Below are 22,108 nucleotides of genomic sequence, written 5' to 3' on the forward strand. Positions count from 1 at the left end.
ATTATTAATTTTCTTTTACAATTGCCATTTTACTTTCAAAACGACTTATTATTTTTTTTAAGGAAACAATTACCCACATTGATAAAACAAATGGAAACGTAAGTGTAATCCATCCGTTATGCATCATAAAAATATCAAAGTATGTTGCTATAACCACTGACAGCAAAACATACAGTCCATCTCTCGGTTTTGTTCCGCTACATGCAATTCCGCATAAAACAGCGTTGAAACTGAACATTCCGTCCTCAATTAATTTTACAGAGTCTTGATCAAAATGTGCAATTGCCGCTGCAATTACTGCCGCTACAAATCCGTACAATGCCGCTGTGGGATTGTTTAGAAAAACCCCTATAAAAAATAGCAAGCCTGCGGCAATAGTTCCTTGAAAAATCACTTCACTATAGGCATGTGCCGCTACTGCAAAATCTTCAAGTTCCGGCATCTCTACATTAGCTGCAGGTATTCTTGCAACTGCTAATCCAAAGTGCTGAATGCTCAAAACAGCAACTACAGTAATGACAATAAAAGGAAAGGTGAAAAAGGGTATTTTCTTGCGAATAGAAAATTCCATAAGCAACGTGCTTAGTACAGATCCTAAAACAAGTAAAAACCATATTAAAAGACTGGTTTCAAAGAAGAAAACTAATCCTACTCCGACTAATGTTGCATTAAATCCGTATAAACCCGCTTTTATATTTTCATCACTGAAATTGCAAACTTTTGCCGTTACAGTTCCAATTATCGAACTCAGCAAAGCCGCAACTCCCATAAGGATAGAATCATAAGATATCGCAATTAAAAATAACAAACCTGTCCAAGCACTTTCTTGAAGCATGATTTGACCAATGCCTTTAAGCACGGTTTCTACTAATGTTTTTATTTTTTTCATTTATTATACTTCTAGAAGTGAAAAATTATTTGAATTACCAGCCTAAAAAGACCATTCCAAAACCGCAAGCTAAAACCACTGCTCCGCTAATTGCAGGAGTATAGCGTTCAAACTTTTCTGCTTTAAAAAAAGAATATCCGTAAACGCCCAAAAGCACCATTGCAAGCATTGTTAAAACAGTACTTAATGTAAACACACCAATTATGGTGGAAATTTCAGCAACAGAACGATTTAATCCTGAATAGAATAGTAACGGAATTAATGGCTCGCTTGGCCCCATCACAAAAATGGCAAACAAAACCAGCGGTGTTACTTTAACTCGATTGGTTGGCATAACCACTTCGCCGTGCTTGTGCGAATACACAAACACATCCTCTCCCATTACATCAAAATGTTTGTGAGCTTTGTTCTTGTAAGCAGCCCAAAGTCCGTAAATAAGGTAAATCGCACCAAATAACAGCAGTGCCCAACTTGCAATATTGCCTCTGAAATCTTGAAAAAAGGTGATTTTATTGATTTGCCATCCTAAGAAAACTCCAATAATCCCTAAAACTACCGAACTCAGAATATGTCCTAAACCACAGATTATTGTGAGCATAATAGTTTTAGACAAACTCCATTTTCGAGATCGCGATAAAACAATAAATGGCAGATAATGATCTGGACCTGAAGCGGTATGAAAAAAGCTAATACTGATAGCTGTAATTGATAATGCTATTAAATTTGAATCCATAACTATTTAAATTTGTATTGCAACTTTTTCTTCCCAAAGCACATCCTGCACTTTTCTAAAGAAATCAAACATTTGCTCTCCTCCATGACCAAGAATTCTAATGACAAAGCCATTTGATTCTAATTCACTGATTCCAAATGCTACGTTTTCCAATCCTTCCAATACTTTAAAAAAGAATTCGATATGTTCTTTCACATCCTCATTCTTTGTGTTTAAATACACAAAAGTCCCTTGATGTGTAAAGCCTTCCAACAATCCCATAGCGGCTAAGGGCATAATATCTGGTCTTAACAGAACATTGTCTTTCAAAATAAGACGGTCATGGTGATACACTTCAAGAAGATTTTGAAAATGAGCATATTTAAAAGTTTCACCATGATGTTTACGACCACAGGTAATAATTTCGCTTATCGTTAGATCACAATCATCTTCGATATTGATCTTATTATGGCTTTTGAAAGTAGAATCTTCATGAGGTACTACAGGATGAGGCACATACGAGAACGAACTTCCTTTTTCCATTTTGACATTCATGATTTGCGAAGCGCTGCCTTCCATATTAAACAATCGCTGATAGGATTGTGACTGCAATTGCAAACGAGCATTTTCTTTTACATTCACCTGTATATCATAAACGTCACCGCTTAAAATTCCAGGTGATGAACTCATGATCATCAAATACGAAGCACCATCAGATTTGTATTGTCCCACAGGCATAATCCTGAAAGGTTGTGTTACGTAAGCGTCTCTTAAAAATGATTCCCCATCCCTTTCTTCTATTTCTATTTTTAGGGTACTTACCATTCGATTAGCGAATTAAATTTGGTTCTTCGATATCTTCCAACAATGCGTATTTTTTGATCCAACCTATAACCTCATCGATTCCTTCTGTAGATCTAAGGTTTGAGAATACAAATGGTGCCCCTTTTCTCATTCTTCTTGCATCATTTTCCATCACTTCTAAACTTGCCCCAACATAAGGCGCTAAGTCAATTTTATTGATCAAAAGCAAATCTGATCTTGTAATACCAGGTCCACCTTTACGAGGGATTTTTTCTCCTTCGGCAACATCAATTACGAAAATCGTTACATCGGCCAAATCTGGCGAAAAGGTTGCTGAAAGATTATCTCCACCACTTTCAATTAAAATCAATTCGATATCAGGAAAGCGCGAAACCAATTCGTCTACCGCTTCCAAATTCATACTCGCATCTTCACGAATTGCAGTGTGAGGGCAACCTCCAGTTTCTACTCCAATGATTTTCTCTTTTGGCAAAAGACTGTTCTTTACCATAAACTCAGCATCTTCTTTAGTATAAATATCATTGGTGATTACACCCAAATTATAATCGTTCAGCATTTTTCGGCTCAAACGTTCTAACAATGCAGTTTTTCCTGAACCTACAGGCCCTGCAACTCCTACTTTAACATATTTTCTAGTTTCCATTTTCTTTATTTTTTTAAGTCTTTTCTCTTTAGTCTTTTCTCTTTTTTACGACATGTACAATCTTGAATAAAGTCTCTCGTGCTGCATACATCGAATATCAAAAGCGATGCTGCACAGACCTACAAGTTCCCTGTCTATTGTTAAGGTTTCTTTTGCTAATTTTTTAATCAGCGGTTGTAATTCGAATAAAACATCTTGTCCTTCTAATTGTCCCAGCGGTACAAGCTTAACCGAATTGGTAATCATTCCGATAGCGGCATTGTAATAGAATGCGAACAAAGCTTCATCTAACGGAATTTCTAATAACTGTGCATACAATCCGAAAGCAATGCAATAATGTGCCGTTGCTTCTTTATTGGCAATTGCGCGTTCATAATGGCTAATGAGATCAAAGGCTTTCTGTCTTCTAAAAATCTTAATTAATCGAATTCCTAGTTTCTGACTTGCCTCTCGTATTTCACGCGGACTCTTCAAGGCACTACATTCTTGATCTAGTTTTATTATTGTTTCTAAATCATTTTCTGATGCAGCTATATATGCTAATTTTAAGAAAGATGCGTCATTATACTTAATGTTATACATTAACATATTTGACACAAACTCTTTTGCCGAAGCCACAGAATTTACCGCTTCATCCTGCACATAAGTCTCCAATCCATTCGAGTGTGTGTATCCTCCAATTGGTAAAGTCGGATCTGCCAAATGAAGAAGACTTCCTAAATAAGTGTTTTCTATATTAGTCATTTGAAGAAGCCATGTTTAGAATTTTTGTAAAAAGAGACGAATTTCCGTGACCATGAGGCGCTACATTTGATTTTAGCAAATGCAAGAGCTTTATCTCCTGTTTTTCTGGTTTGTAACCACTCGCTTCAAGCCATCTAAACATTGGCATTTCAAAAGGCATCATAATCTGATCATTCTGAATGAATAATGGAAGATGTTTGTTTCCAATTTCGTAGCAAATCGTACCCATTTCTAATAAAGAAGATGGTGTCATTACAATTGCTTCGCACGGTTTAATGTTCACAACAATTGCTTTTTTGTCATCTTGATAAAGAATGTCATCTTGATTCAATCGCTGTCCTTCCTGAATAAACTTAATCGCAATTTCTACCCCAGAATTTGTTCGCTTGCGCTGAATTCTCTTAGTAGTTTCAAACCACTCAATTTCAAGAACATCTATCTCAAGACCCTCAATTGAATGTGTTTTTGCATTGCCTATTGTCTGTTGTATAATCATTATTTCGATTTTTTAAAGGAGATGTTTTTTGAAACCCCAAGTCCTAATGTTGACCCATTTATTCCTGCAATAAAAGTTCGATTACTCGTTTTATTTGCATCATTTCCTGTAGTATTTTCATATGATAATTCGCAGAATTTAGCCTTTAGCGCCCAACCATGACCAAGAAGCACGGCTACAATTGGATAGATTCTTCCTAGATAACCGTTGTAGCTATACGATCCTGGTGTATTCATAAGTGTATTTCCCCATACATAATGTGCGTCAGCTTGAGCAATAATGGCAAAGTGATCACCAATATTCCAAGAGTCACTGTAAAAAGGACCTATTTCATGTTTAGAATCAGTAAGATTTCCTGCGGCGTTTTTCTCTTGATCAAAAGCAAAGTTCATCCCTGCAACGACATGATCGTTAAAAAAATACCCTACTCCGATTGGATTTGCACCAAAACTGCTACCCGTGTTATTATTGTCTTTATAAGTTAAAGAACCATAAAGCATTAAAGATCCTTTCTGTGCATGAACTGCTGTTATAGACGTGCATATTAAGAGAAGGATTAGACCCAAATTAATTTTCCAAGTATTCATAAAATTCTTTTAGATATTAGTATTTCTAATCTCACTGCAACAAAAAACTGCTGCAGTGAGAAGTAGAATGTTTATTAATTAAAACAGATAATATAGTTGAGCTAATGGAAGCTTATCTACTGGTTCGCAGGTGATTTTTTCACCGTCGATTGTCACAGTATAGTTTTCAGCATTTACCATAATCTCTGGAGTTGCGTTGTTATGAATCATATCAGCTTTTCCAATATTTCTGCAATTTGAAACCGCTAATAATTTCTTCTCCAAACCATACTCTTCAGCAATATTATTATCTATACCAGCCTGAGAAACAAAGGTGAACACCGTTTTAGTTAATGCTTTACCATAAGCGCCAAACATATTACGCATAATAATAGGCTGCGGTGTTGGAATAGAAGCATTAGCATCACCCATTTTGCTAGCAGCAATAAAACCTCCTTTTACGATAATTTCTGGTTTCACGCCAAATAGTGCAGGCTTCCAAATAACTAAATCGGCAATCTTTCCTGATTCGATAGATCCAACGTAATTCGAAATTCCGTGTGCAATTGCTGGGTTTATGGTATACTTAGAAACATATCTTTTTGCACGATAGTTGTCGTTTTTGTTTGCAGCATCTTCAGCCAAATGACCTTTCTGTTTCTTCATTTTATCTGCTGTCTGCCAAGTACGAGTGATTACCTCTCCTACACGTCCCATAGCCTGAGAATCAGAACTCATGATACTGAAAACTCCCATATCTTGAAGCACATCTTCAGCAGCAATAGTTTCTGGACGAATACGTGAATCGGCAAAAGCTACGTCTTCTGGAATTTTTGGACTCAAGTGGTGACAAACCATCAACATATCCAAGTGCTCATCTATCGTATTTGTCGTATAAGGTCTCGTTGGGTTTGTAGAAGCCGGCAATACATTTGGATACATTGCAGCCTTGATAATATCAGGTGCGTGACCTCCACCCGCTCCTTCAGTATGGAAAGTATGAATGACACGTCCTGCAATCGCATTCATGGTATCTTCAAGAAATCCAGCTTCATTAAGCGTATCGGTGTGAATGGCAACCTGAACATCATATTTGTCTGCTGCTTTTAGCGAAGCGTCTATCACAGCTGGGGTTGCTCCCCAATCTTCATGGATTTTTACTCCCAATGCTCCCGCTTCAATTTGTTCTTCGATTGGAGCTTCTGTAGCCACGTTTCCTTTTCCGAAGAAACCAACATTCACAGGAAATGCTTCTGCAGCTTGCAACATTCTTTTAATATTGTGTTTTCCTGGAGTAACTGTGGTAGCATTTGTCCCGTCAGCAGGACCTGTTCCACCACCTATCATTGTAGTAATTCCGCTATACAAAGCAGTTTCTATTTGGGTAGGACTAATAAAGTGAATATGCGTGTCAATTCCTCCAGCAGTAACAATATAGCCATGTCCGCCATGAACTTCTGTAGAAGCTCCTATAATCATTCCTGGTGTAATATTGTCCATGGTATCTGGATTTCCTGCTCTCCCGACTCCAACGATTTTTCCGTCTTTAATACCAATATCCCCCTTTACAATTCCCCAGTGGTCAATAATTGTTGCACCAGTAATTACAAAATCTAGAACACCTTCATCACGTAGAGCCGTTGAAGATTGGCACATACCGTCTCTTACCGTTTTTCCTCCACCAAACTTTGCTTCGTCTCCATAAGAACAGAAATCTTTTTCAATTTCTATAATAAGTTCTGTATCTCCTAAACGTATTTGATCTCCTACAGTTGGACCAAAAATACTTGTATAATTTTTTCTAGTTACTTCTAAACTCATGATTTCACATTTTTAAATTCGCCTTCTTTTAAACGTTCTAATGCAACAGCTTTGTTATGCGGAGATAAGTCTCCATCTACTAAATTGTTGTGTCCAAAAAGGCGTTGATTACCCCCAAATTGAGTCAATTCAACTTCTTTTTCTTCTCCTGGCTCAAATCTCACTGCTGTACTAGCAATAATATTTAATCGCATTCCGAATGCTTTTTCTCTGTCAAATGACATCATTCTATTCACTTCAAAAAAGTGAAAATGTGAACCTACCTGAATCGGTCTGTCTCCTGTATTCGTAACTTTTATAGTTAACGTTTCACGGCTATCATTACAAACAATAGCGCTTTCTTTTAATATAATTTCTCCTGGAATCATTGCTACTTTTCTTTAAGTTTATCGCACAGGGTTGTGCACAGTTACTAGTTTGGTGCCGTCAGGAAATGTCGCTTCAATCTGTATATCATGAATCATTTCTGCAACGCCTTCCATTACATCTTCTTTGCGAAGCAGTGTTGCGCCATATTGCATTAATTCGGCTACTGTCTTACCGTCTCGTGCGCGTTCCATCAGTTCACTGCTGATAAGAGCAATGGTTTCAGGATAATTTAATTTTAAGCCACGGGCCTTTCTCTTTTGAGCGAGTTCGCCAGCTGCATGCAGCATTAGCTTCTCAACTTCTCTTGGTGTTAAGTGCATAATAAAATATTTTGGGTTATGTATATAGAGATCCGCATAACTGATCTCTTTTTTTTAGATCAATAATGATATCTTTAAGTGAATAAAAATGGATTAAGCTTATGGCAGCAATTGCCCTTTCCAAATAGGATTTCTATGAGGATAAGTCTAGTGGTATCTTTTTATGGGAGGATTTACACTTGTCTTATCAACCGCAAAATTGTAATGCTTACGTATTGAGATTTAGTGTATTCTTTATTTTCTGCTAAAATGTTGGCGCAATCCCCTACTCATGATAAAAAATATAGATTTTATCATGAACAAATCGCGCTAAATTTTGACTTAGCAGTAAGAAAGAATTAAATGTGGATCTTTAAACTGTGAAATAGGATATTTCGTGACGTGTTCTTAAAAGGAATTATGTTTCGTTCCCATATTCCTTGACTGTTCAATTTTATGTTTTCTACATAAATAAAACAGTCGTCTTTTACATTTTTGAAATTTAAATTAATCGGAGATTCTGGTAAAGAAATATCGGATTTTTCTGTTTCAAAAGTATTCTCCAACAAAACAAATTTTAGCTCATCAGAATCTGAAAGCGCTTTATTTAATGATGCCTTATTGGTAGTTTGTTCTTCAATAACTGATTCAGTTGCTGTGTGAGCATGCATTTTCTTCACAATAGAGTTGCTATAACTACTTGGAATAGTTAAAAGGCAAATTTGTAAGAATATAATGTAAGCTAACTTCATCGTGAAGATTTCAATTATTAGAGAATTGTTCTTTTACACTCGCAAAATTAGTGGGGTTAAAACATAATTGAGTAGCACAAATCTTGACTTTTCTTTTCCAAATTTAGAAATAACAGAAATTTAACATTTTCTCTTTTGTTATAATAATTTAATTAATAAAACTTCTTTTTAAAACACATAACTTTTTATTTTACAATCATTTACATGGTATTTTCTAGCCAAAAACACTTAACAAATTCTACCATGAAGCCAGCCAAAAACATTTTCCACATCTAAAATTATAGAAATGCGAAAATTAAAAAACCCATATAGACCTTCTAATTTTGAGCGATCCATATGGGCAATACTAAGATTAGTCAAATGAAAAATTATCTTTTCCAAAAACTAACATGGCTCTACAACCTTTTAGGATTAGTCTTAAAATTTCGCTTTTATTCAAAGTCGAGTACTTCCCTTAGGCATAATTATAAAACAACTTTGAGCTCATTTATTTTTATAGCCACTCCCGTTTTTATTTCAGAATCGAATAATGCATTCCAATTTTTTCCTTAAATCTTCTACTCATTAACACTGTTTTACCAGACAATAATTCAATATGGTTATCAGAAATATGAATTCTTTTAATGACATTTAGATTCACCATATGATTGCGGTGTATTTGAACAAACTGTTTATCGGGTAATTGCTGTTGAATCTGTTTTAGGGATATTTCGGTCAAAAATGATTCATCCTTAGTAATAATAGAAGTATACTTTCCTTCGACATAAATGCACTCTATGCAATTGAAAGATACTTTTACCAAAGTGTCTTTTCTCTTAATCAGAAAAAAGCCATCCATCATAATGGCTTTCGATTGAGCGCCAGAAAAGATCCCTTGCACGCCCATAAACTTCTCTATCGCAAGCTCAATAGTAAACTCTAATTCGAGAACATTAATAGGTTTAATTAAATAACAGTATGGATTTGTAATTCTAGCTAATTCAAATGTTTTTCGGTCTAAGGAACTTGTCAGAAAAGCAAAAGGTTTTAATGTAAATTGATTTTCATTTATTCTCTGAGCAAATACAATTCCGTCTGGTTTGCCATTTAGGTATACATCTACAATTACAATATCTGGTTTTTGTGCATAATAATATCCCAATGCATCTTTTAAATTATTGGCTACAGCCGTGACTTCAAATCCTCTTTCTTCGAGAGCTTCCTTTAAAGATTGCGCCTGCAAAGCTTCATCTTCTATAATTAGTATTCTTATTTTCATAATTTTTGTCTTTGATTGTTATAATACATCGATTAACATACTTCTATATGATCTTTAAAATCGGTTTTTAAAATCCCGAATAGTTAAAAGCTCAAGATGTATGCATCAGTACTTTGACCTCATCTCTTTTTAGGCAAAAGATTCTAAAGCCGTTTTTAAATTATTTAAAAATCAGCATGCAAAACCCTTCATCAAACTATTGATGAGCTTAAAAAGTAATAATATTAAAAAAGGAAAGTCAGCAGAAGAATCTCAAACAGAAATGAAATTAAGCTTAAAAAAATGGAAAATATCAGTAACAATTTCCTAAAAAAATTATAGCATCATTCTTTTAGGGAATTGGCATAGATCTATTATTGAGCTAATAATACACATTATCTCAGTTAAACTTTCTGTATTGGTAAAATATTATTTCAGAATTCAATAGTGACACTATTGAAATTTAAACAGCTGATTTCAATTTCAGTATTCATTAAGCAATGAAATATCGAGTCCCTGGAGTTTCCTCTTTTCATGTCTTTACTTAATCACAAACTATATAAATTAGGAACTGCGTGTTCATTTTTTAAACATATTTTATAGTGTATGACAGCATTTTTTTATTGACTCTAAAATCAATCTATTAATAAAATGGCCGTGGCAAACCAATACATTTGGTCATGATATGAGCCGTCTTTTGCGTAGTTTTTAAGTGCAGCCAATTTTTACTTTCAATTGCATTAAACGCATTGCTTTCATAATACTGATTTGGTTCGGACACAGCATTAAAAAAAACAGTATAGTTCAAACCCTTCCTTTTTCGCAAGGATGTTTGAACCCTCTTTTCAACATTAATTTCTTTAATAGTCATAATTATGATTTGTTTTTGGGGTTATACCATAATTCAAAAATAAGAAATAAAATCCTACATAATACATTTTAAACCGTTCATAACTAAAACTTTACCGCTCGTGCCATAAAAAGAAAAAAAACTAGTGGGTCGAAGTAATATTGTCTTGTAAATAATTGATAATCAAACATCAAATAAAAAATAAGAAATATGAAACCATCTATTAATGAAATTCAAAACGTTTATGCTAAAAAAGGATATACTTTTTTCGACACAAACAAACCTTATAATCTAAACATTATAGGCATTAGAAGCAAAAATGTAATCGCCAATTCTTTTGATGATACATTATGTTTAATTTTTAGTGATGACAGTCTTACCCCGCAAATATTCTATTTTGCAGCTACTACAGATCCAGGGTTATTCTGGCTGAAAAATCCATTAAACGTAAGCGGTACTGCGATACTGGTTCCCGGTCAGTACAAAGGATCACATCAAGTCGGGCTGCATAAAGGCCAATATGAAGCATTGGTGCAAAAAGCTCCTGTAAAAGTGTGGAGAGACGCCAATAAAGACGGCAAACTGGATTTTTCGGGACCTCAGCATGAAGGCATTTTCGGAATTAATATTCACCGTAGCAATCCGGACACCGAGTCTCAAGCGGTCGAAAAATGGTCTGCTGGTTGTACGGTTTTCAAAAAAGTTGCCGATTTCAAATTCTTTATGGGCATCTGCAACAAATCTAAAAGTCTATACGGCAATTCTTTCACTTATACATTACTGGAAGAGTCAGACTTTACTACTTAATTATTAACACTTAAAAAAAATTATTATGAACATTGGAGATCAATTTAAAGGCCTTCCCATGGAGGACCTGATCGGTGGACCGTTATCAGCAGCTGTAAAATCGAATACCGATTTGGCTAAAGCTACAGCAGCATTCATTAACGACATTGGTTTTGAAAAAGTAAAAGATGCAGAAGGGCTTATAGTTCCCGGTCCTGCACGAATGGTAGATTTTGTTTTTGAACGTCCTGGGCTTGATAAAGAAGGGAACACTACTGTTGAAGAGGTTAAAATGAAGGTGCCAATGCTTGCCATTGTACCTATCCCTAACCTGCAGGTAGATTTAGTGGATATCACTTTTGATATGGAGGTTAAAAGCTCTACGAAATCTGTTGAATCATCTGCATCTAAAGGAGAGTTTAGTGCCTCAATGAGTGCAAAAATTGCTTTTTTCTCTATCAATGCAAGCGTTTCGGGTTCTATTTCATCAAGCAAAGAAAACACGCGCTCAACAGATCATTCGGCCAAATATCATGTAGAAGTAAAGGCAACCAATCATGGTATGCCCGAAGGCTTAGCAAGAGTGCTTGACATTATGAATGACGCTGCAAAACCACGTCAAATTATGGCTTATAAACCAAATGCTAACGGCGAGATTGAAAGAGGTGAAGACGGCAAACCTAAAGAACAAGGTAAACTGGTAAGCGCAGACGGCAGTGAAAGCACGCCATCTGCAGAAAAAGGAAATGAGTAATTGATTAAGTAATCTAACACCAATTGTATGCTACCAAATAATTCGGAAAAGATCACGATCGCAGATATACGATATATAAAAAAGATAACGATAGGATCTATAAATCCAAGCGCACCTTTTACCGATGAAATGCGGGAAGACCAATTGGTGTTGCTTAACAAATGTCTTTCGCAACACCCTAAGGGAATGATAATAGGGAAAGATATCTCTATTGGAAGTTTCAAGCTAGGCGAACACGAACTCAATATGCAAAGCACAACCTATCATATAGGTTTTACAAGAAAGCCATACTGGCTGGATGAAAAATAACTTTAAAAATTGAAACCATGTCACAACAAAGATTTGACCATTTATTACAGGCTATCCACAGCGCGGTATTAAAAGCTCAGGAATTAACCGAGGAGCAGCATATCATGCAAATCGCAAAATATTTTGATGAAGATGGAAAACCACTTGTACAAGAACTATATGTACCAACACTTGATCCTGATGATGATCCTGAAGCGATGACAACGCTTACTGTACCACTTTTGAGCCTTTTGCCTCCATCTGCAATTAAAATTAAAGAACTCAAACTTAAATTTAAAGTTGGTTTAGGTAAAATTAAGGTCGAACAAGCTGATAGCAAAAATGGACCAAGTCTAGATATTGACATGGGTGGTGGTGGCGGAATTTTTGGAAAAAGACAAGCCACTGCAAAGGTTGAAATCACTTTTGAAGCCGGAGATCCGTCAGAATCCTTTTTAAGGATTAATGACTATCTGGTAAAAAGTGTCGTATAACATGAATTAATAACTTATTAAATATAAATATCATGGCACTTAATTTTAAACCTGGCTGGAATACCGCCTTAGCAAAGTATGTCAGCAAATACGGTCCCTATCAAGCTTTTCTTGATACGTTAACACCATTGTTAATTGAGCAAGCATTTAGCGATGCAAACCCTCATTTTACAGATCCTTTAGCAGCCGATTTTATTAGAACAGTGGTAGCTTCAGCAGACGTTTATACCATTGAGCAAGGCACACATCAGGCAGAAGATTTACCTGGAGGCGGATTCTGTCTTCATTTTACTGGAAGAAATACCGCCAACGTGGCATTCCACTTCTATATTGTTCAAAATCCAGATGGAACGCCAAAAATTATCAAGATTACTTATTTCGACAAAAAGAGCAAACAACTAGTTACTAGCAACCGAGCTTAAACTTCAATAAGTAACTAAAACTTAAAAACTCCCTAGAGAGTTCCTCAAAAAACATCCGGATGTAAAAGAGGTTAACAGAAATCTATTCACTAAAACTATAATAATATGGGAAGTATAATTATTGTGAAGGGAAACAAACAAGAAATACAGTATAAAACCTGTATTAACAAGCTATCGCTTGATGATGAATTGTGCATTTATGCCATTGCCGATTTTGCCCTTAAAAATGGTGTTCCCTATCCTAACTGTGAAATCAGACAAAAAGTAGACATCGGCGGATTACATCTCATTGACCTGGATGAGTTAGCAAAAAACTAGTTTTCATTTAAACCATTTATCATGAAAAAACGTATTGCATTAATTTGCCTGGCCTTGCTGTGCCTTGTCCCGAAATTAATGGCTCAAAAAATATGGACACTTAAAGATTGTATTGCCTATGGCAGAAAACGAAGTTTTAGAGCCGAAGAGAATACGATACTAAATGCAACTTATACTGCCGATAAAAAAAACATTGAAGCTTTATATCTTCCTCAGTTTAATGCTGTACTAAATCCTTCGTATACAAAAACTCCAGGAAACTATATACTTCAATCAGGTTTAGGATTAGAAGTTAATGCTATTCTGTATTCTGGCTCACGCAAAAAAAATGAGCTCCAAAAAGCCGATATGATAGTCGCACAAAGTGAATATAATATTGCTAGTGCTCAAAATGACATTGAACTGCAGGTTTTGTATGCTTATACAGATGCACTTTCTAAAAAAGAGCAGTTTCTGGTCGGTGTTGGATTTTATCAGGAAGCATTAAAACTGCGACAGAAACTGTCTGAAAAAAAAACGCTTCCAGTTGCCGCTCAGATCTTTTTTGATGCAATATTAGAACAAGACCAGCATGGAATAGAATCATTAAATCTGCAATATGAATTAGCATTAGTAAAAATCAAGCAGCTTATAAACCTTGAAAACTCATCTTTTTTTGACATCGAAGAAATTCCTCCGTTTACCCCTGCTTTTACAGAACTAACAGAGGCATTTCCAAAAGCAATTCTAGCAGATCCGGCAATCAGTAGCAATCAGATACAGGTTTCTATTGCGACAAAAAATATTGCTATTGCCAAGAGTTTTCTTTCTCCTGCTATAAGCTTTCAAGGAAGTTCCTTCTATGCTTTTAACGATCCGAATAACTTATCTGGTGTTCAGCATTACTTAGGATTACGTGTGGCAATTCCGATACTCAATGTAAAAGGCCAGAACGCCAATATCGAACGTGCAGTTATCGACTTTAACTATCAAAAAACACAGCTCGAAAATCAAAAAAAGACCTTATTCAATACCATGGTTTTTATACTAAAGGAATTAAAGAACAAAGAAACTGTGTATCAAAATATACTCATTGCCCTTGATAAGACCACGCTTTTGTTAAACGAAACTACAAAGGATTTAGAAGCAGGAGATTCCACTTATGAAGCTTATTTGATATCTCGAAACTGGAACAGGCAAAATGCGCTCCAAGCTGTTGTCCTAAAATACGAAACGATTACTCAGGCCAAGCTTCTGGATTTTTATACAGGAACAACTTTATAACGACTAAAACAAAAGATTATGAATGCAATATTTGATAAAGTAAAAAATCGTTCTGCTTATACTTCAGAAACATCTGAACCAACATTAGAGAGCACTCCTGAAGAAATAGTAATCGAAAAACCTATTGAAGAAGACGCTTTTATTCCATTAGAAACCAAACCTTTACCTGTAACAACCAATGCCAAAACGGCTTTTGAAACTCTAATCGAAAAAGAGATTGAAACAATGCTGCAATTCAATGTTATAAAAGGAAAAAAACTATCATCTGAAATTGGTCCATTAATCGAAACAAAAAAACTATCCCATCAAATAGTTTTGTACGAAATGCTAAAGGAAGCCATACATCCTGCAACGCCAAAAAGTATACATTACATCAACCAATATCGGGATAAATTAAACGCAAGAGTTGTTTTATTAAAAATAAAATTGGCTCGTCAATTTACCTTAATTACAATAATTAGCATTCTCCTTTCTGGTTTCGGATATGCTGTAATTGAATCTGACATTTTTATCGATAAATACATCTTTACAGACACTGCTTCATTTGTTATAAATCAACTTTATATAGTAGCTACAGCTTTTCTCGGTGCAATATTGTATTTCTTCCCAAAACTAATTAAACAAGTAAATAACAGCACTTTAACAGCTGCTAAAATTCCGTTTTACTGGCTGGCAATTTCACTTGGAAGTCTAAGCGCAATAGTACTGATCAATACAAAAGTATTTGCTCCTTATCTTATAGATGATACATTCCTGCACAACCTTTTTATTGCCGCAGCCTGTGGTTTTGTGGCTGATATTCTCTACGGTAATATTCAGGCAATAGCACACCTATAGCTTCAGCCAAATCTGGTTTTGAAGCCAAACCAAATTTTTTAATCAAAAAAACTATAATCATGAAAAAACTATTTTTATGGTACTCAGGAACGGGTACCGAAGCTGAAAACATGCGTATTTTTTTTAATATCGCAGAAACAGATACTATAAAAGTCGAATACATAAATGGACTGGGAACAAAAGGAAATCTCTCGGCAACCAAAACATTACTAGACAAGAAACCTTCTTATTTAGATGGAATCTTTGATTTATTGAACCAAAAAAAAACTTTAGCTTTTGGAAGTGAAGAGCACGATCAATTGGCTCAAATTGAACATTTTTTCAAAATTACTGATAAAATAAACTCTGCTGACGAAGAGGTCGAACTTATCATTGGAGGACATAGCCGAGGAGCAGCTGTTGGAATTTTAGGTCTTATTGCATCATTGCGCGAAACTTGCAAAAGGGATTCATTCGAAAATAGCCTGATTAAAAAAATTACATTCATCGTTGTAGATCCTGTTCCTGGCTCTTCAGAAGTAAGAGGTTTATCGTTTTTAGGCTCAAAAAATGATTTGCTAGGTTTTGAAACACTAGAAGGCGAAAACAAAATAAAAAGCGCATTAGACTTTATTGCAGCCAAGAGCAAAAAACCAAACTTATTCAAAGTCATTTATTTTCCAGCACGATTTGATGCCAGAAATGAATTTAAAGCAGATCAATATTGGCTTGACTTTTACGAAAATCAGCGCAATAATTTAAGTGTTGTAAATCCTAAAAACAACGAACCGGTGATTGAAACTAAATTTTATATTGCCGGATTTAGACATTCTGCAATGGTAGATAAAAATGAAGAAATTAGTGAATTATATGATACCGTAAATTGTCCTACCAATTTATTGAAAGAAATCGTAAAACACGAATTAGAGATTTCAAATAGTGATCTGAATGCTATTCAAAAAGGTATTATAAAAATAGAAAACAATGCGTTGTTGAATTTGGCTTCTAATATCAAAAACCTAAAATTGACAGAGCGAACCACAAAAAACTCATACAATTTAATTCCGTATTCAGGAGAATCATTAGAAAACATTATTAAAAACAATTCTCTTACAAATACTATTAACACAAACAACAGATATCTATATTGATAGATTACTCTCGAAATATCCCTATTCGACCCTTTTAGGGATATTTCATTTTTATAAGATCAAAACCCCATATTCTCATGAAAAAGAATAATGCAATTTCACTTAATAACTTCCCTGAAAAAGGAAACAAGCCAGCAAAAGTTTATAAAACCATCTGCTCAGAACTTGATATGGATGGAAATGTGCATCTTGATCTTGGCAGCTTTAGCACCACCATAATGAATCCGTACGCGGACAAACTTATTTTAGAGCAATTAGGTAAAAATTTTATTGATTATGGCGAGTACGCACAAACCAAAAAAATTCATGACAGAATTATAGCCATACTTTCAGGAATACTAAATGTCCCTAATTGCAAATCCATACAAGGAACATCAACTTTAGGATCTTCAGAAGCAATACATCTTGCCTTACTTGCACATAAATGGCACTGGAAAAAAAGACAGCAGTCCTTAAATTTAAGTACTGCAAAACCAAATATTGTTTATAGTAGTAATGCACACGTCTGCTGGGATAAATTTGCTTTATATTTTGATGTTGAGCCAAGAAAAATTTCGGTCTCATCTTTGCACAGTTACCCCTTGCAAGAAATACTGGAAAGCATAGACGAAAATACTATATGTATAGGCGCTATTGCAGGAAATACCTATACAGGAGGTATTGATCCTATCGAAGAACTCAATAGTAAAATAACCGAAATCAACTCAAAAAACAACTGGGACGTTGGCATACATGTAGATGCGGCCATTAGCGGTTTTGTACTTCCTTTTTTAAAAACACAAAAAAAGCAATGGGATTTTAGGCTGTCATTGGTTCGAAGCATCAACCTTTCTGGGCACAAATTCGGGTTGGTATATCCTGGAATTGGCTGGCTTATTTTTAGAGATGCCTTTTTCTTGCCAAAGGACTTAATTTTTTCTTCGCATTATCTAGAAAAACCAATAGAAACCTTTACCCTCAACTATTCTAAAGGAGCCTCTATGATTTTGGCGCAATACTTTTCGATTCTTCAACATGGCATTTCAGGGTATAAAAAAATAATCAAAAACTGTAGTAAAATAGCACAAACCATTAGAGAAAATCTAAGGCAATCGGACTGCTTTGAAGTTGTCGATGAGGGTATTTTGCCTGTTGTAGTTTTCAAATTAAAATCAAGCGGCTCAATCGACCTTTACGAATTTCAATTGCATCTTAAATCAAAAAACTGGATGCTTCCTGTTTATGATATCCCGGGAAATTTCGAACCAGAAAAACTTATGCGAATAGTTATAAAAGAAAATTTCAATTCTGTAATGGCATTACAATTATGCAATGATCTTATTAGTGTATATCAAAACTTAAACAATGATCGTTTATGAAACAGTTTTACTACCTTATAGTATTCTTTTTAATCTCAACATATTCTGCAGAGGGTAGATTGTTTAAAAAAGAACACAAATCTTCAAATCCGCTGGTGGTTAGTGTATCGATTCATCTCAACAAAATTTATGAAATCAACTCAGTAAACAAAACTTACATGATAGATGCCTATTTGGTCCTTTCATGGCATGACGCGTCTATTCCTGATTGGATTCATAGAAACAATGAAACTAATATTATATATGAAAATGAAAAATTTCCTGAAACCATTATGGTTCCCTCGTTCGAATTCATCAATATTCTAGGCAACCGCGAAATCATTAATAAGCAATTAATAGTCAATCCCGATAATACGCTAATTTACAACGAACGTTTTCATGGAAGATTTACATCTGATATGGATTTTCATAAATACCCAAATGATAAACAATGCTTTACAATACAGCTTGAATCTTTTTCTATGGAAAAAAAAGATCTAGTTTTTACCAATCCCCAACTTTTTCCAAAAGTATTGGATCCGTCCTATTTTGAAGAATGGAAAATTTTAGGCAAAAAAGATTATGTCAACCAAATAGTTTATCATCATCTAAGTACGAATAAAAAAGGAGAAGTCTTCTCACGCTGCAATTTTGAGATTTTTGCACAGCGAAAAATCGAATATTATATATGGAAAGTTATGTTACCTATTGGAATTCTTGTTGTTGCTTCTTGGCTGGTTTTTTGGGTCAAAGATTTTGCAAACCAATTAAATATTTCTTTTACATTGATGCTTACTATGGTAACTTTCAATTTTTATACATCGTCATTATTACCAACATTACCTTACAATACTTTTATTGAACTGATAATTATATCGGGATATATATCAATATTCCTAACATTGATAACGGTAATTTTTACGTATGCTTATTCTAAAAATCATAAGGCAACGATTAGAATCAATACTTTTTTTAAACTATTCTTTCCATTGCTTTACATCCTTTATATTACAATCTGCATCTTGGTAATCTTTTTCTAGAATCAATATTTAAAAGGCAATCTATTATCTTTCTGATAACATATTTGCCAACTACCAAAGATATTGACAAAAAAAATGTTAATGTAAATAATTAATCATGCTAATAAAAGCAAGTCTTTTTTAAATATTGTAGTATTTTTTATATACTTTTGAGCCGTATTCACATTTAACTATTATAATAACAATTACTACCGAAAATTATTAAAAATACACACCTCTAACAATCAAAACCTAGCAAAAAGATATGAATTTCATAAAATTAAACCACTATACTCCAGTAAACCTTTATCAAAAAGTACTATTCCAACTTCTATCTTAGAATCAGCAATCCTGCTTACTCAAAAACAAATCATATAACAAATGCATTTTATTTCTATTTCTCAAAAAATGGAATAGAACCATCATGCCTATTCCTCAAAAAACCACAACCAATTAATGAGACAAATCATTCAAGTATTATGTTGCTTTCTTTTTTTATCAAATATTTTACAGGCACAAACATTAGGCACAGTTAAAGGATATGTAACAGATACCATAAACCATTCTACTTTAACGAAAGCATCAGTCTCTTTGTTAAGAGCAAAAGATTCCATTTTAGTAAAATTCACCCGAGCCAAAGAAAATGGTTATTTTGAGTTGAATAATATTAAAGCTGGTAAATTTATCTTACTCGTTTCTTATCCTAAATATGCTGATTTTGTAGATCAATTTTCTCTTGATTCAACAAAGCTAACCAAAGATTATGGCAAAATTAATTTGGAAGATAAAGGAAAAATATTATCCGAAATAATTATAAAAGGCAATAGAGCCGCCATGAAAATCAAAGGAGATACACTTGAATTTGATCCAAAAGCATTTAAAATAGAACCTAATGCAAAAGTGGAAGATCTGATAAAACAATTCCCTGGAATACAAATTGATAAGGATGGGAAAATTACCGCTCAGGGCGAAACCGTAACCAAGGTCTTGGTTGATGGAGAGGAATTTTTTGGAGATGACCCCACTTTAGTTACAAAAAACCTACGTGCCGATATGGTCGATAAAGTACAATTGTACGATAAAAAAAGTGATCAAGCCGCTTTTACAGGAATTGACGACGGCCAGAAAACCAAAACGTTGAATGTAAAGCTTAAAGAAGACAAAAAAAATGGTCATTTCGGAAAAGTAGAACTCGGAGGAGGAACTGATAATTTTTATAAAGGTCAAGCCATGCTTAATAAGTTTTGGGATAAGAAAAAACTAGCGGCTTATGGCATTTTGGGCAACACAGGACAAGTAGGATTAGGATGGGGAGATAAAGATAAATATGGTCAAAGCAGTTATCAAGTAACTGATGACGGCGGTATTTATTTTTCAAACAATGGAAATGATGAATTTGATAGTTGGGACGGACAATTTAATGGTGAAGGAATTCCAGTAGTTCAAACTGGCGGAATACATTTTGACAATAAATGGAACAATGATAAAGAATCTATAAATGCAAATTATAAAATTGGCGATATCAAACTCTCAGGAAATCGCAATGATATTAACCAGCAAAATTTAAGCTCTAGTAGCATTTATAATACTTCAGACAAGAGTTTTGAGAAAAACATGACTAAAAACAAACTTGATCTAGCTTATGAAATTAAAATTGATACTACTTTAACTTTAAAATTAAATGCAGATGGATTATTTAAAAACAGTAATTCAAGTGAAGCAGAAATGCGAAAAGGTACTGACGAACAGGGCAATCAATTGAATAATTTGAAGCAGACAACTACAAACGATGCTGATGATAAAGCATTTAATATTAATGCATTATTAACCAAAAGACTAAAAAAAACGGGGCGAACATTATCTCTTAATTTAAACCAATCAAGTACAGATAGCAAAAGTGATGGTTATTTAAACTCTAGAGCTGAATTTTTTACACCATCCGTAATTAGTCCAGATAGCACCAAAGTAGTCGATCAAAACAAAGTCAACAATATTAGCAATATAGCTTTTAAATCAAATTTGATCTATACCGAACCGTTATCCAAGAGTCTATCTGTAATTCTTAATTACGGATTCAACATTAGTAACGGAAAAGCCGATCGCAAATCTTTTAATAAGTCTCCAGATGGAAATTATAATGTTTTGGATTCCATCTTTAGTAATAATTATGAATTAGACCAAACAATAAACCAGCTTGGAGCGATTTTTAATTACAAAAAAAATAAAACTGTTTTTTCTTTTGGCTCTAAATTTAGTGGTGTAAACTTTAAACAATATGATGTTTATAGAGATAGCACTTTTAAGCAAAAATTTGTCAACTACATGCCTCAGATGAACTATCAATATAATTTTAAACAAAGAGAATCGTTGCGTCTATCGTATAACGGAAGTACTGAGCAGCCAACATTAGATCAGTTACAGCCTATCCGAAACAATCAAAATCAATTGAATACTATTGTGGGGAATCCTAATTTAGACCCATCTTTTAAAAATATTTTTAGAGGCAGCTATTATTCATACAAAGTGCTTACCAATCAATATTTTTCTATTAGCAGTTCGTATACTTTTACTCTAAATCCTATAATAAGCAATGTGCTTACAAATGATAGGGGCGAAAGCATATCAAAATTTGTAAACCTAAAAGATAAAGCAACAACAAGTTTTTACTTGAACGGTAATTTTGGAAGAACAATTAAAGCAATAGATCTCTCGGCTGGTATTGGCTTAAGTGCTAATAAAAATGTAAACTATAATTACATCAATACGCAGCTGAATCAAACTAAAAATTCAATGTACTCCCTAAGTTTAAACTTATCTAAATATAAAGAAAAAAAATATAATTTTAGCGCCAATTTCGGCCCCACATACAATGTTGCAGATGCAAGTATAAATAAAGAAAGCAATAGCAATGGCTGGGGTTTTAATGGCAATTTCTGGGCTAATTTAGAGTTGCCGGGTAAACTGGAAATTAGCAGTGATGGAAACTACCAATATAACGGAAAAACCGAAGTGATCCAGGAAAGCTTTGAACGTTTTATTTGGAATGCATCTATCACCAAAAAGTTTTTAAAATCTGATAATTTAAAAGTTTCTATAACGGGAAGAGATCTTTTGAACCAAAATGTAGGATTTAACCGTTCTGCATTCAATGGAAATATCAACCAAAGTACTTATACAACTATCCAAAGATACTTTATGTTCTCTGTTAGCTGGGATTTCAGCAAAATGGGCGGAGGAGAAATTAAAGCAAACTAAAC

The 22,108-nt window shown here is 34.2% G+C and carries 24 protein-coding genes; 12 read left to right on the forward strand and 12 right to left on the reverse strand.

Annotation, left to right across the window (positions count from 1 at the left end):
- Nucleotides 1-4: 4 nt before the first annotated feature.
- The 12 genes from DM397_RS02265 to DM397_RS02320 all read right to left on the reverse strand — a co-directional run bounded on the left by DM397_RS02265 (nucleotide 5) and on the right by DM397_RS02320 (nucleotide 9,374).
- Entirely contained in the window at nucleotides 5-889 is an 885-nt protein-coding gene (locus DM397_RS02265) for an urea transporter (protein ID WP_111376002.1), read from the reverse strand.
- Between the two features lie 34 nt (nucleotides 890-923).
- Entirely contained in the window at nucleotides 924-1,622 is a 699-nt protein-coding gene (locus DM397_RS02270) for a hypothetical protein (RefSeq protein ID WP_111376003.1), read from the reverse strand.
- 6 nt (nucleotides 1,623-1,628) lie between these two features.
- Nucleotides 1,629-2,426 (reverse strand): urease accessory protein UreD, encoded by a 798-nt coding sequence (locus DM397_RS02275; protein ID WP_111376004.1) that lies wholly within the window; start codon nucleotides 2,424-2,426, stop codon nucleotides 1,629-1,631.
- Nucleotides 2,427-2,430: 4 nt separating this feature from the next.
- On the reverse strand, nucleotides 2,431-3,069 hold the full coding sequence (ureG, locus tag DM397_RS02280; RefSeq protein ID WP_111376005.1) for an urease accessory protein UreG: 639 nt from the start codon (nucleotides 3,067-3,069) through the stop codon (nucleotides 2,431-2,433).
- A 45-nt stretch (nucleotides 3,070-3,114) separates the two neighbouring features.
- Nucleotides 3,115-3,804 carry an urease accessory protein UreF gene (locus tag DM397_RS02285; RefSeq protein WP_111376030.1) on the reverse strand — a complete coding sequence of 230 codons (690 nt, stop codon included), beginning with the start codon at nucleotides 3,802-3,804 and terminating at the stop codon, nucleotides 3,115-3,117.
- A gap of 1 nt (nucleotide 3,805) precedes the next feature.
- On the reverse strand, nucleotides 3,806-4,309 hold the full coding sequence (gene ureE, locus DM397_RS02290; protein ID WP_111376006.1) for an urease accessory protein UreE: 504 nt from the start codon (nucleotides 4,307-4,309) through the stop codon (nucleotides 3,806-3,808).
- A complete protein-coding gene (locus DM397_RS02295; protein ID WP_111376007.1) occupies nucleotides 4,309-4,896 on the reverse strand; it encodes a hypothetical protein in 588 nt (195 codons plus the stop codon). Before DM397_RS02295 ends, ureE begins: the two co-directional genes overlap by 1 nt.
- A gap of 78 nt (nucleotides 4,897-4,974) precedes the next feature.
- Entirely contained in the window at nucleotides 4,975-6,696 is a 1,722-nt protein-coding gene (gene ureC, locus DM397_RS02300; RefSeq protein ID WP_111376008.1) for an urease subunit alpha, read from the reverse strand.
- Entirely contained in the window at nucleotides 6,693-7,064 is a 372-nt protein-coding gene (gene ureB / locus DM397_RS02305) for an urease subunit beta (RefSeq protein WP_111376009.1), read from the reverse strand. The genes ureC and ureB overlap by 4 nt, the downstream gene beginning before the upstream one ends.
- 18 nt (nucleotides 7,065-7,082) lie before the next feature.
- Nucleotides 7,083-7,385 carry an urease subunit gamma gene (gene ureA / locus DM397_RS02310; protein ID WP_111376010.1) on the reverse strand — a complete coding sequence of 101 codons (303 nt, stop codon included), beginning with the start codon at nucleotides 7,383-7,385 and terminating at the stop codon, nucleotides 7,083-7,085.
- Between the two features lie 338 nt (nucleotides 7,386-7,723).
- A complete protein-coding gene (locus tag DM397_RS02315; RefSeq protein ID WP_142479134.1) occupies nucleotides 7,724-8,116 on the reverse strand; it encodes a hypothetical protein in 393 nt (130 codons plus the stop codon).
- A 511-nt stretch (nucleotides 8,117-8,627) separates the two neighbouring features.
- Entirely contained in the window at nucleotides 8,628-9,374 is a 747-nt protein-coding gene (locus DM397_RS02320) for a LytR/AlgR family response regulator transcription factor (protein WP_111376012.1), read from the reverse strand.
- A gap of 1,039 nt (nucleotides 9,375-10,413) precedes the next feature.
- Between DM397_RS02320 and DM397_RS02330 the strand changes: the two genes are divergently transcribed.
- The 12 genes from DM397_RS02330 (at nucleotide 10,414) to DM397_RS02385 (ending at nucleotide 22,106) form a co-directional block, all read left to right on the forward strand.
- Entirely contained in the window at nucleotides 10,414-11,010 is a 597-nt protein-coding gene (locus tag DM397_RS02330; protein WP_111376014.1) for a hypothetical protein, read from the forward strand.
- 58 nt (nucleotides 11,011-11,068) lie between these two features.
- The gene (locus DM397_RS02335; protein WP_204251864.1) at nucleotides 11,069-11,743 is read left to right on the forward strand and encodes a DUF2589 domain-containing protein; all 675 of its coding nucleotides are present in this window, start codon (nucleotides 11,069-11,071) and stop codon (nucleotides 11,741-11,743) included.
- A gap of 27 nt (nucleotides 11,744-11,770) precedes the next feature.
- The gene (locus DM397_RS02340) at nucleotides 11,771-12,052 is read left to right on the forward strand and encodes a hypothetical protein (protein WP_111376016.1); all 282 of its coding nucleotides are present in this window, start codon (nucleotides 11,771-11,773) and stop codon (nucleotides 12,050-12,052) included.
- Nucleotides 12,053-12,069: 17 nt separating this feature from the next.
- Nucleotides 12,070-12,525 (forward strand): DUF2589 domain-containing protein, encoded by a 456-nt coding sequence (locus tag DM397_RS02345; protein WP_111376017.1) that lies wholly within the window; start codon nucleotides 12,070-12,072, stop codon nucleotides 12,523-12,525.
- A 32-nt stretch (nucleotides 12,526-12,557) separates the two neighbouring features.
- Entirely contained in the window at nucleotides 12,558-12,947 is a 390-nt protein-coding gene (locus tag DM397_RS02350) for a hypothetical protein (protein ID WP_111376018.1), read from the forward strand.
- A gap of 105 nt (nucleotides 12,948-13,052) precedes the next feature.
- Complete coding sequence (locus DM397_RS02355; protein WP_111376019.1) at nucleotides 13,053-13,265, forward strand: hypothetical protein; 213 nt, start codon at nucleotides 13,053-13,055, stop codon at nucleotides 13,263-13,265.
- A gap of 21 nt (nucleotides 13,266-13,286) precedes the next feature.
- Nucleotides 13,287-14,528 (forward strand): TolC family protein, encoded by a 1,242-nt coding sequence (locus DM397_RS02360; RefSeq protein ID WP_111376020.1) that lies wholly within the window; start codon nucleotides 13,287-13,289, stop codon nucleotides 14,526-14,528.
- A gap of 18 nt (nucleotides 14,529-14,546) precedes the next feature.
- Nucleotides 14,547-15,365 (forward strand): hypothetical protein, encoded by an 819-nt coding sequence (locus DM397_RS02365; protein ID WP_111376021.1) that lies wholly within the window; start codon nucleotides 14,547-14,549, stop codon nucleotides 15,363-15,365.
- Between the two features lie 59 nt (nucleotides 15,366-15,424).
- A complete protein-coding gene (locus tag DM397_RS02370; protein WP_111376022.1) occupies nucleotides 15,425-16,495 on the forward strand; it encodes a hypothetical protein in 1,071 nt (356 codons plus the stop codon).
- 77 nt (nucleotides 16,496-16,572) lie between these two features.
- Nucleotides 16,573-17,853, forward strand: a complete 1,281-nt coding sequence (locus tag DM397_RS02375; protein WP_111376023.1) for a glutamate decarboxylase — start codon at nucleotides 16,573-16,575, stop codon at nucleotides 17,851-17,853.
- Nucleotides 17,850-18,872: a ligand-gated ion channel gene (locus DM397_RS02380; RefSeq protein WP_111376024.1), complete on the forward strand. Its 1,023-nt coding sequence runs from the start codon at nucleotides 17,850-17,852 to the stop codon at nucleotides 18,870-18,872. The genes DM397_RS02375 and DM397_RS02380 overlap by 4 nt, the downstream gene beginning before the upstream one ends.
- 435 nt (nucleotides 18,873-19,307) lie before the next feature.
- A complete protein-coding gene (locus DM397_RS02385; RefSeq protein WP_111376025.1) occupies nucleotides 19,308-22,106 on the forward strand; it encodes an outer membrane beta-barrel family protein in 2,799 nt (932 codons plus the stop codon).
- Nucleotides 22,107-22,108 lie beyond the last annotated feature (2 nt).

This window comes from Flavobacterium nitrogenifigens (genome assembly GCF_003254565.1).
Taxonomy (GTDB): Bacteria; Bacteroidota; Bacteroidia; order Flavobacteriales; family Flavobacteriaceae; genus Flavobacterium; species Flavobacterium nitrogenifigens.

Bases quoted from the DNA above. Each gene is read 5' to 3' on its own strand.
- DM397_RS02345 (WP_111376017.1), top strand. From the start codon at position 12,070: ATGTCACAACAAAGATTTGACCATTTATTACAGGCTATCCACAGCGCG.
- DM397_RS02340 (WP_111376016.1), top strand. From the start codon at position 11,771: ATGCTACCAAATAATTCGGAAAAGATCACGATCGCAGATATACGATAT.
- ureA (WP_111376010.1), bottom strand. From the start codon at position 7,385: ATGCACTTAACACCAAGAGAAGTTGAGAAGCTAATGCTGCATGCAGCT.
- DM397_RS02270 (WP_111376003.1), bottom strand. From the start codon at position 1,622: ATGGATTCAAATTTAATAGCATTATCAATTACAGCTATCAGTATTAGC.
- DM397_RS02275 (WP_111376004.1), bottom strand. From the start codon at position 2,426: ATGGTAAGTACCCTAAAAATAGAAATAGAAGAAAGGGATGGGGAATCA.
- DM397_RS02335 (WP_204251864.1), top strand. From the start codon at position 11,069: ATGGAGGACCTGATCGGTGGACCGTTATCAGCAGCTGTAAAATCGAAT.
- DM397_RS02320 (WP_111376012.1), bottom strand. From the start codon at position 9,374: ATGAAAATAAGAATACTAATTATAGAAGATGAAGCTTTGCAGGCGCAA.
- DM397_RS02360 (WP_111376020.1), top strand. From the start codon at position 13,287: ATGAAAAAACGTATTGCATTAATTTGCCTGGCCTTGCTGTGCCTTGTC.
- DM397_RS02350 (WP_111376018.1), top strand. From the start codon at position 12,558: ATGGCACTTAATTTTAAACCTGGCTGGAATACCGCCTTAGCAAAGTAT.
- ureG (WP_111376005.1), bottom strand. From the start codon at position 3,069: ATGGAAACTAGAAAATATGTTAAAGTAGGAGTTGCAGGGCCTGTAGGT.
- DM397_RS02330 (WP_111376014.1), top strand. From the start codon at position 10,414: ATGAAACCATCTATTAATGAAATTCAAAACGTTTATGCTAAAAAAGGA.
- DM397_RS02365 (WP_111376021.1), top strand. From the start codon at position 14,547: ATGAATGCAATATTTGATAAAGTAAAAAATCGTTCTGCTTATACTTCA.
- DM397_RS02375 (WP_111376023.1), top strand. From the start codon at position 16,573: ATGAAAAAGAATAATGCAATTTCACTTAATAACTTCCCTGAAAAAGGA.
- DM397_RS02380 (WP_111376024.1), top strand. From the start codon at position 17,850: ATGAAACAGTTTTACTACCTTATAGTATTCTTTTTAATCTCAACATAT.
- DM397_RS02315 (WP_142479134.1), bottom strand. From the start codon at position 8,116: ATGAAGTTAGCTTACATTATATTCTTACAAATTTGCCTTTTAACTATT.
- ureB (WP_111376009.1), bottom strand. From the start codon at position 7,064: ATGATTCCAGGAGAAATTATATTAAAAGAAAGCGCTATTGTTTGTAAT.
- ureC (WP_111376008.1), bottom strand. From the start codon at position 6,696: ATGAGTTTAGAAGTAACTAGAAAAAATTATACAAGTATTTTTGGTCCA.
- DM397_RS02295 (WP_111376007.1), bottom strand. From the start codon at position 4,896: ATGAATACTTGGAAAATTAATTTGGGTCTAATCCTTCTCTTAATATGC.
- DM397_RS02355 (WP_111376019.1), top strand. From the start codon at position 13,053: ATGGGAAGTATAATTATTGTGAAGGGAAACAAACAAGAAATACAGTAT.
- DM397_RS02385 (WP_111376025.1), top strand. From the start codon at position 19,308: ATGAGACAAATCATTCAAGTATTATGTTGCTTTCTTTTTTTATCAAAT.
- DM397_RS02265 (WP_111376002.1), bottom strand. From the start codon at position 889: ATGAAAAAAATAAAAACATTAGTAGAAACCGTGCTTAAAGGCATTGGT.
- DM397_RS02370 (WP_111376022.1), top strand. From the start codon at position 15,425: ATGAAAAAACTATTTTTATGGTACTCAGGAACGGGTACCGAAGCTGAA.
- ureE (WP_111376006.1), bottom strand. From the start codon at position 4,309: ATGATTATACAACAGACAATAGGCAATGCAAAAACACATTCAATTGAG.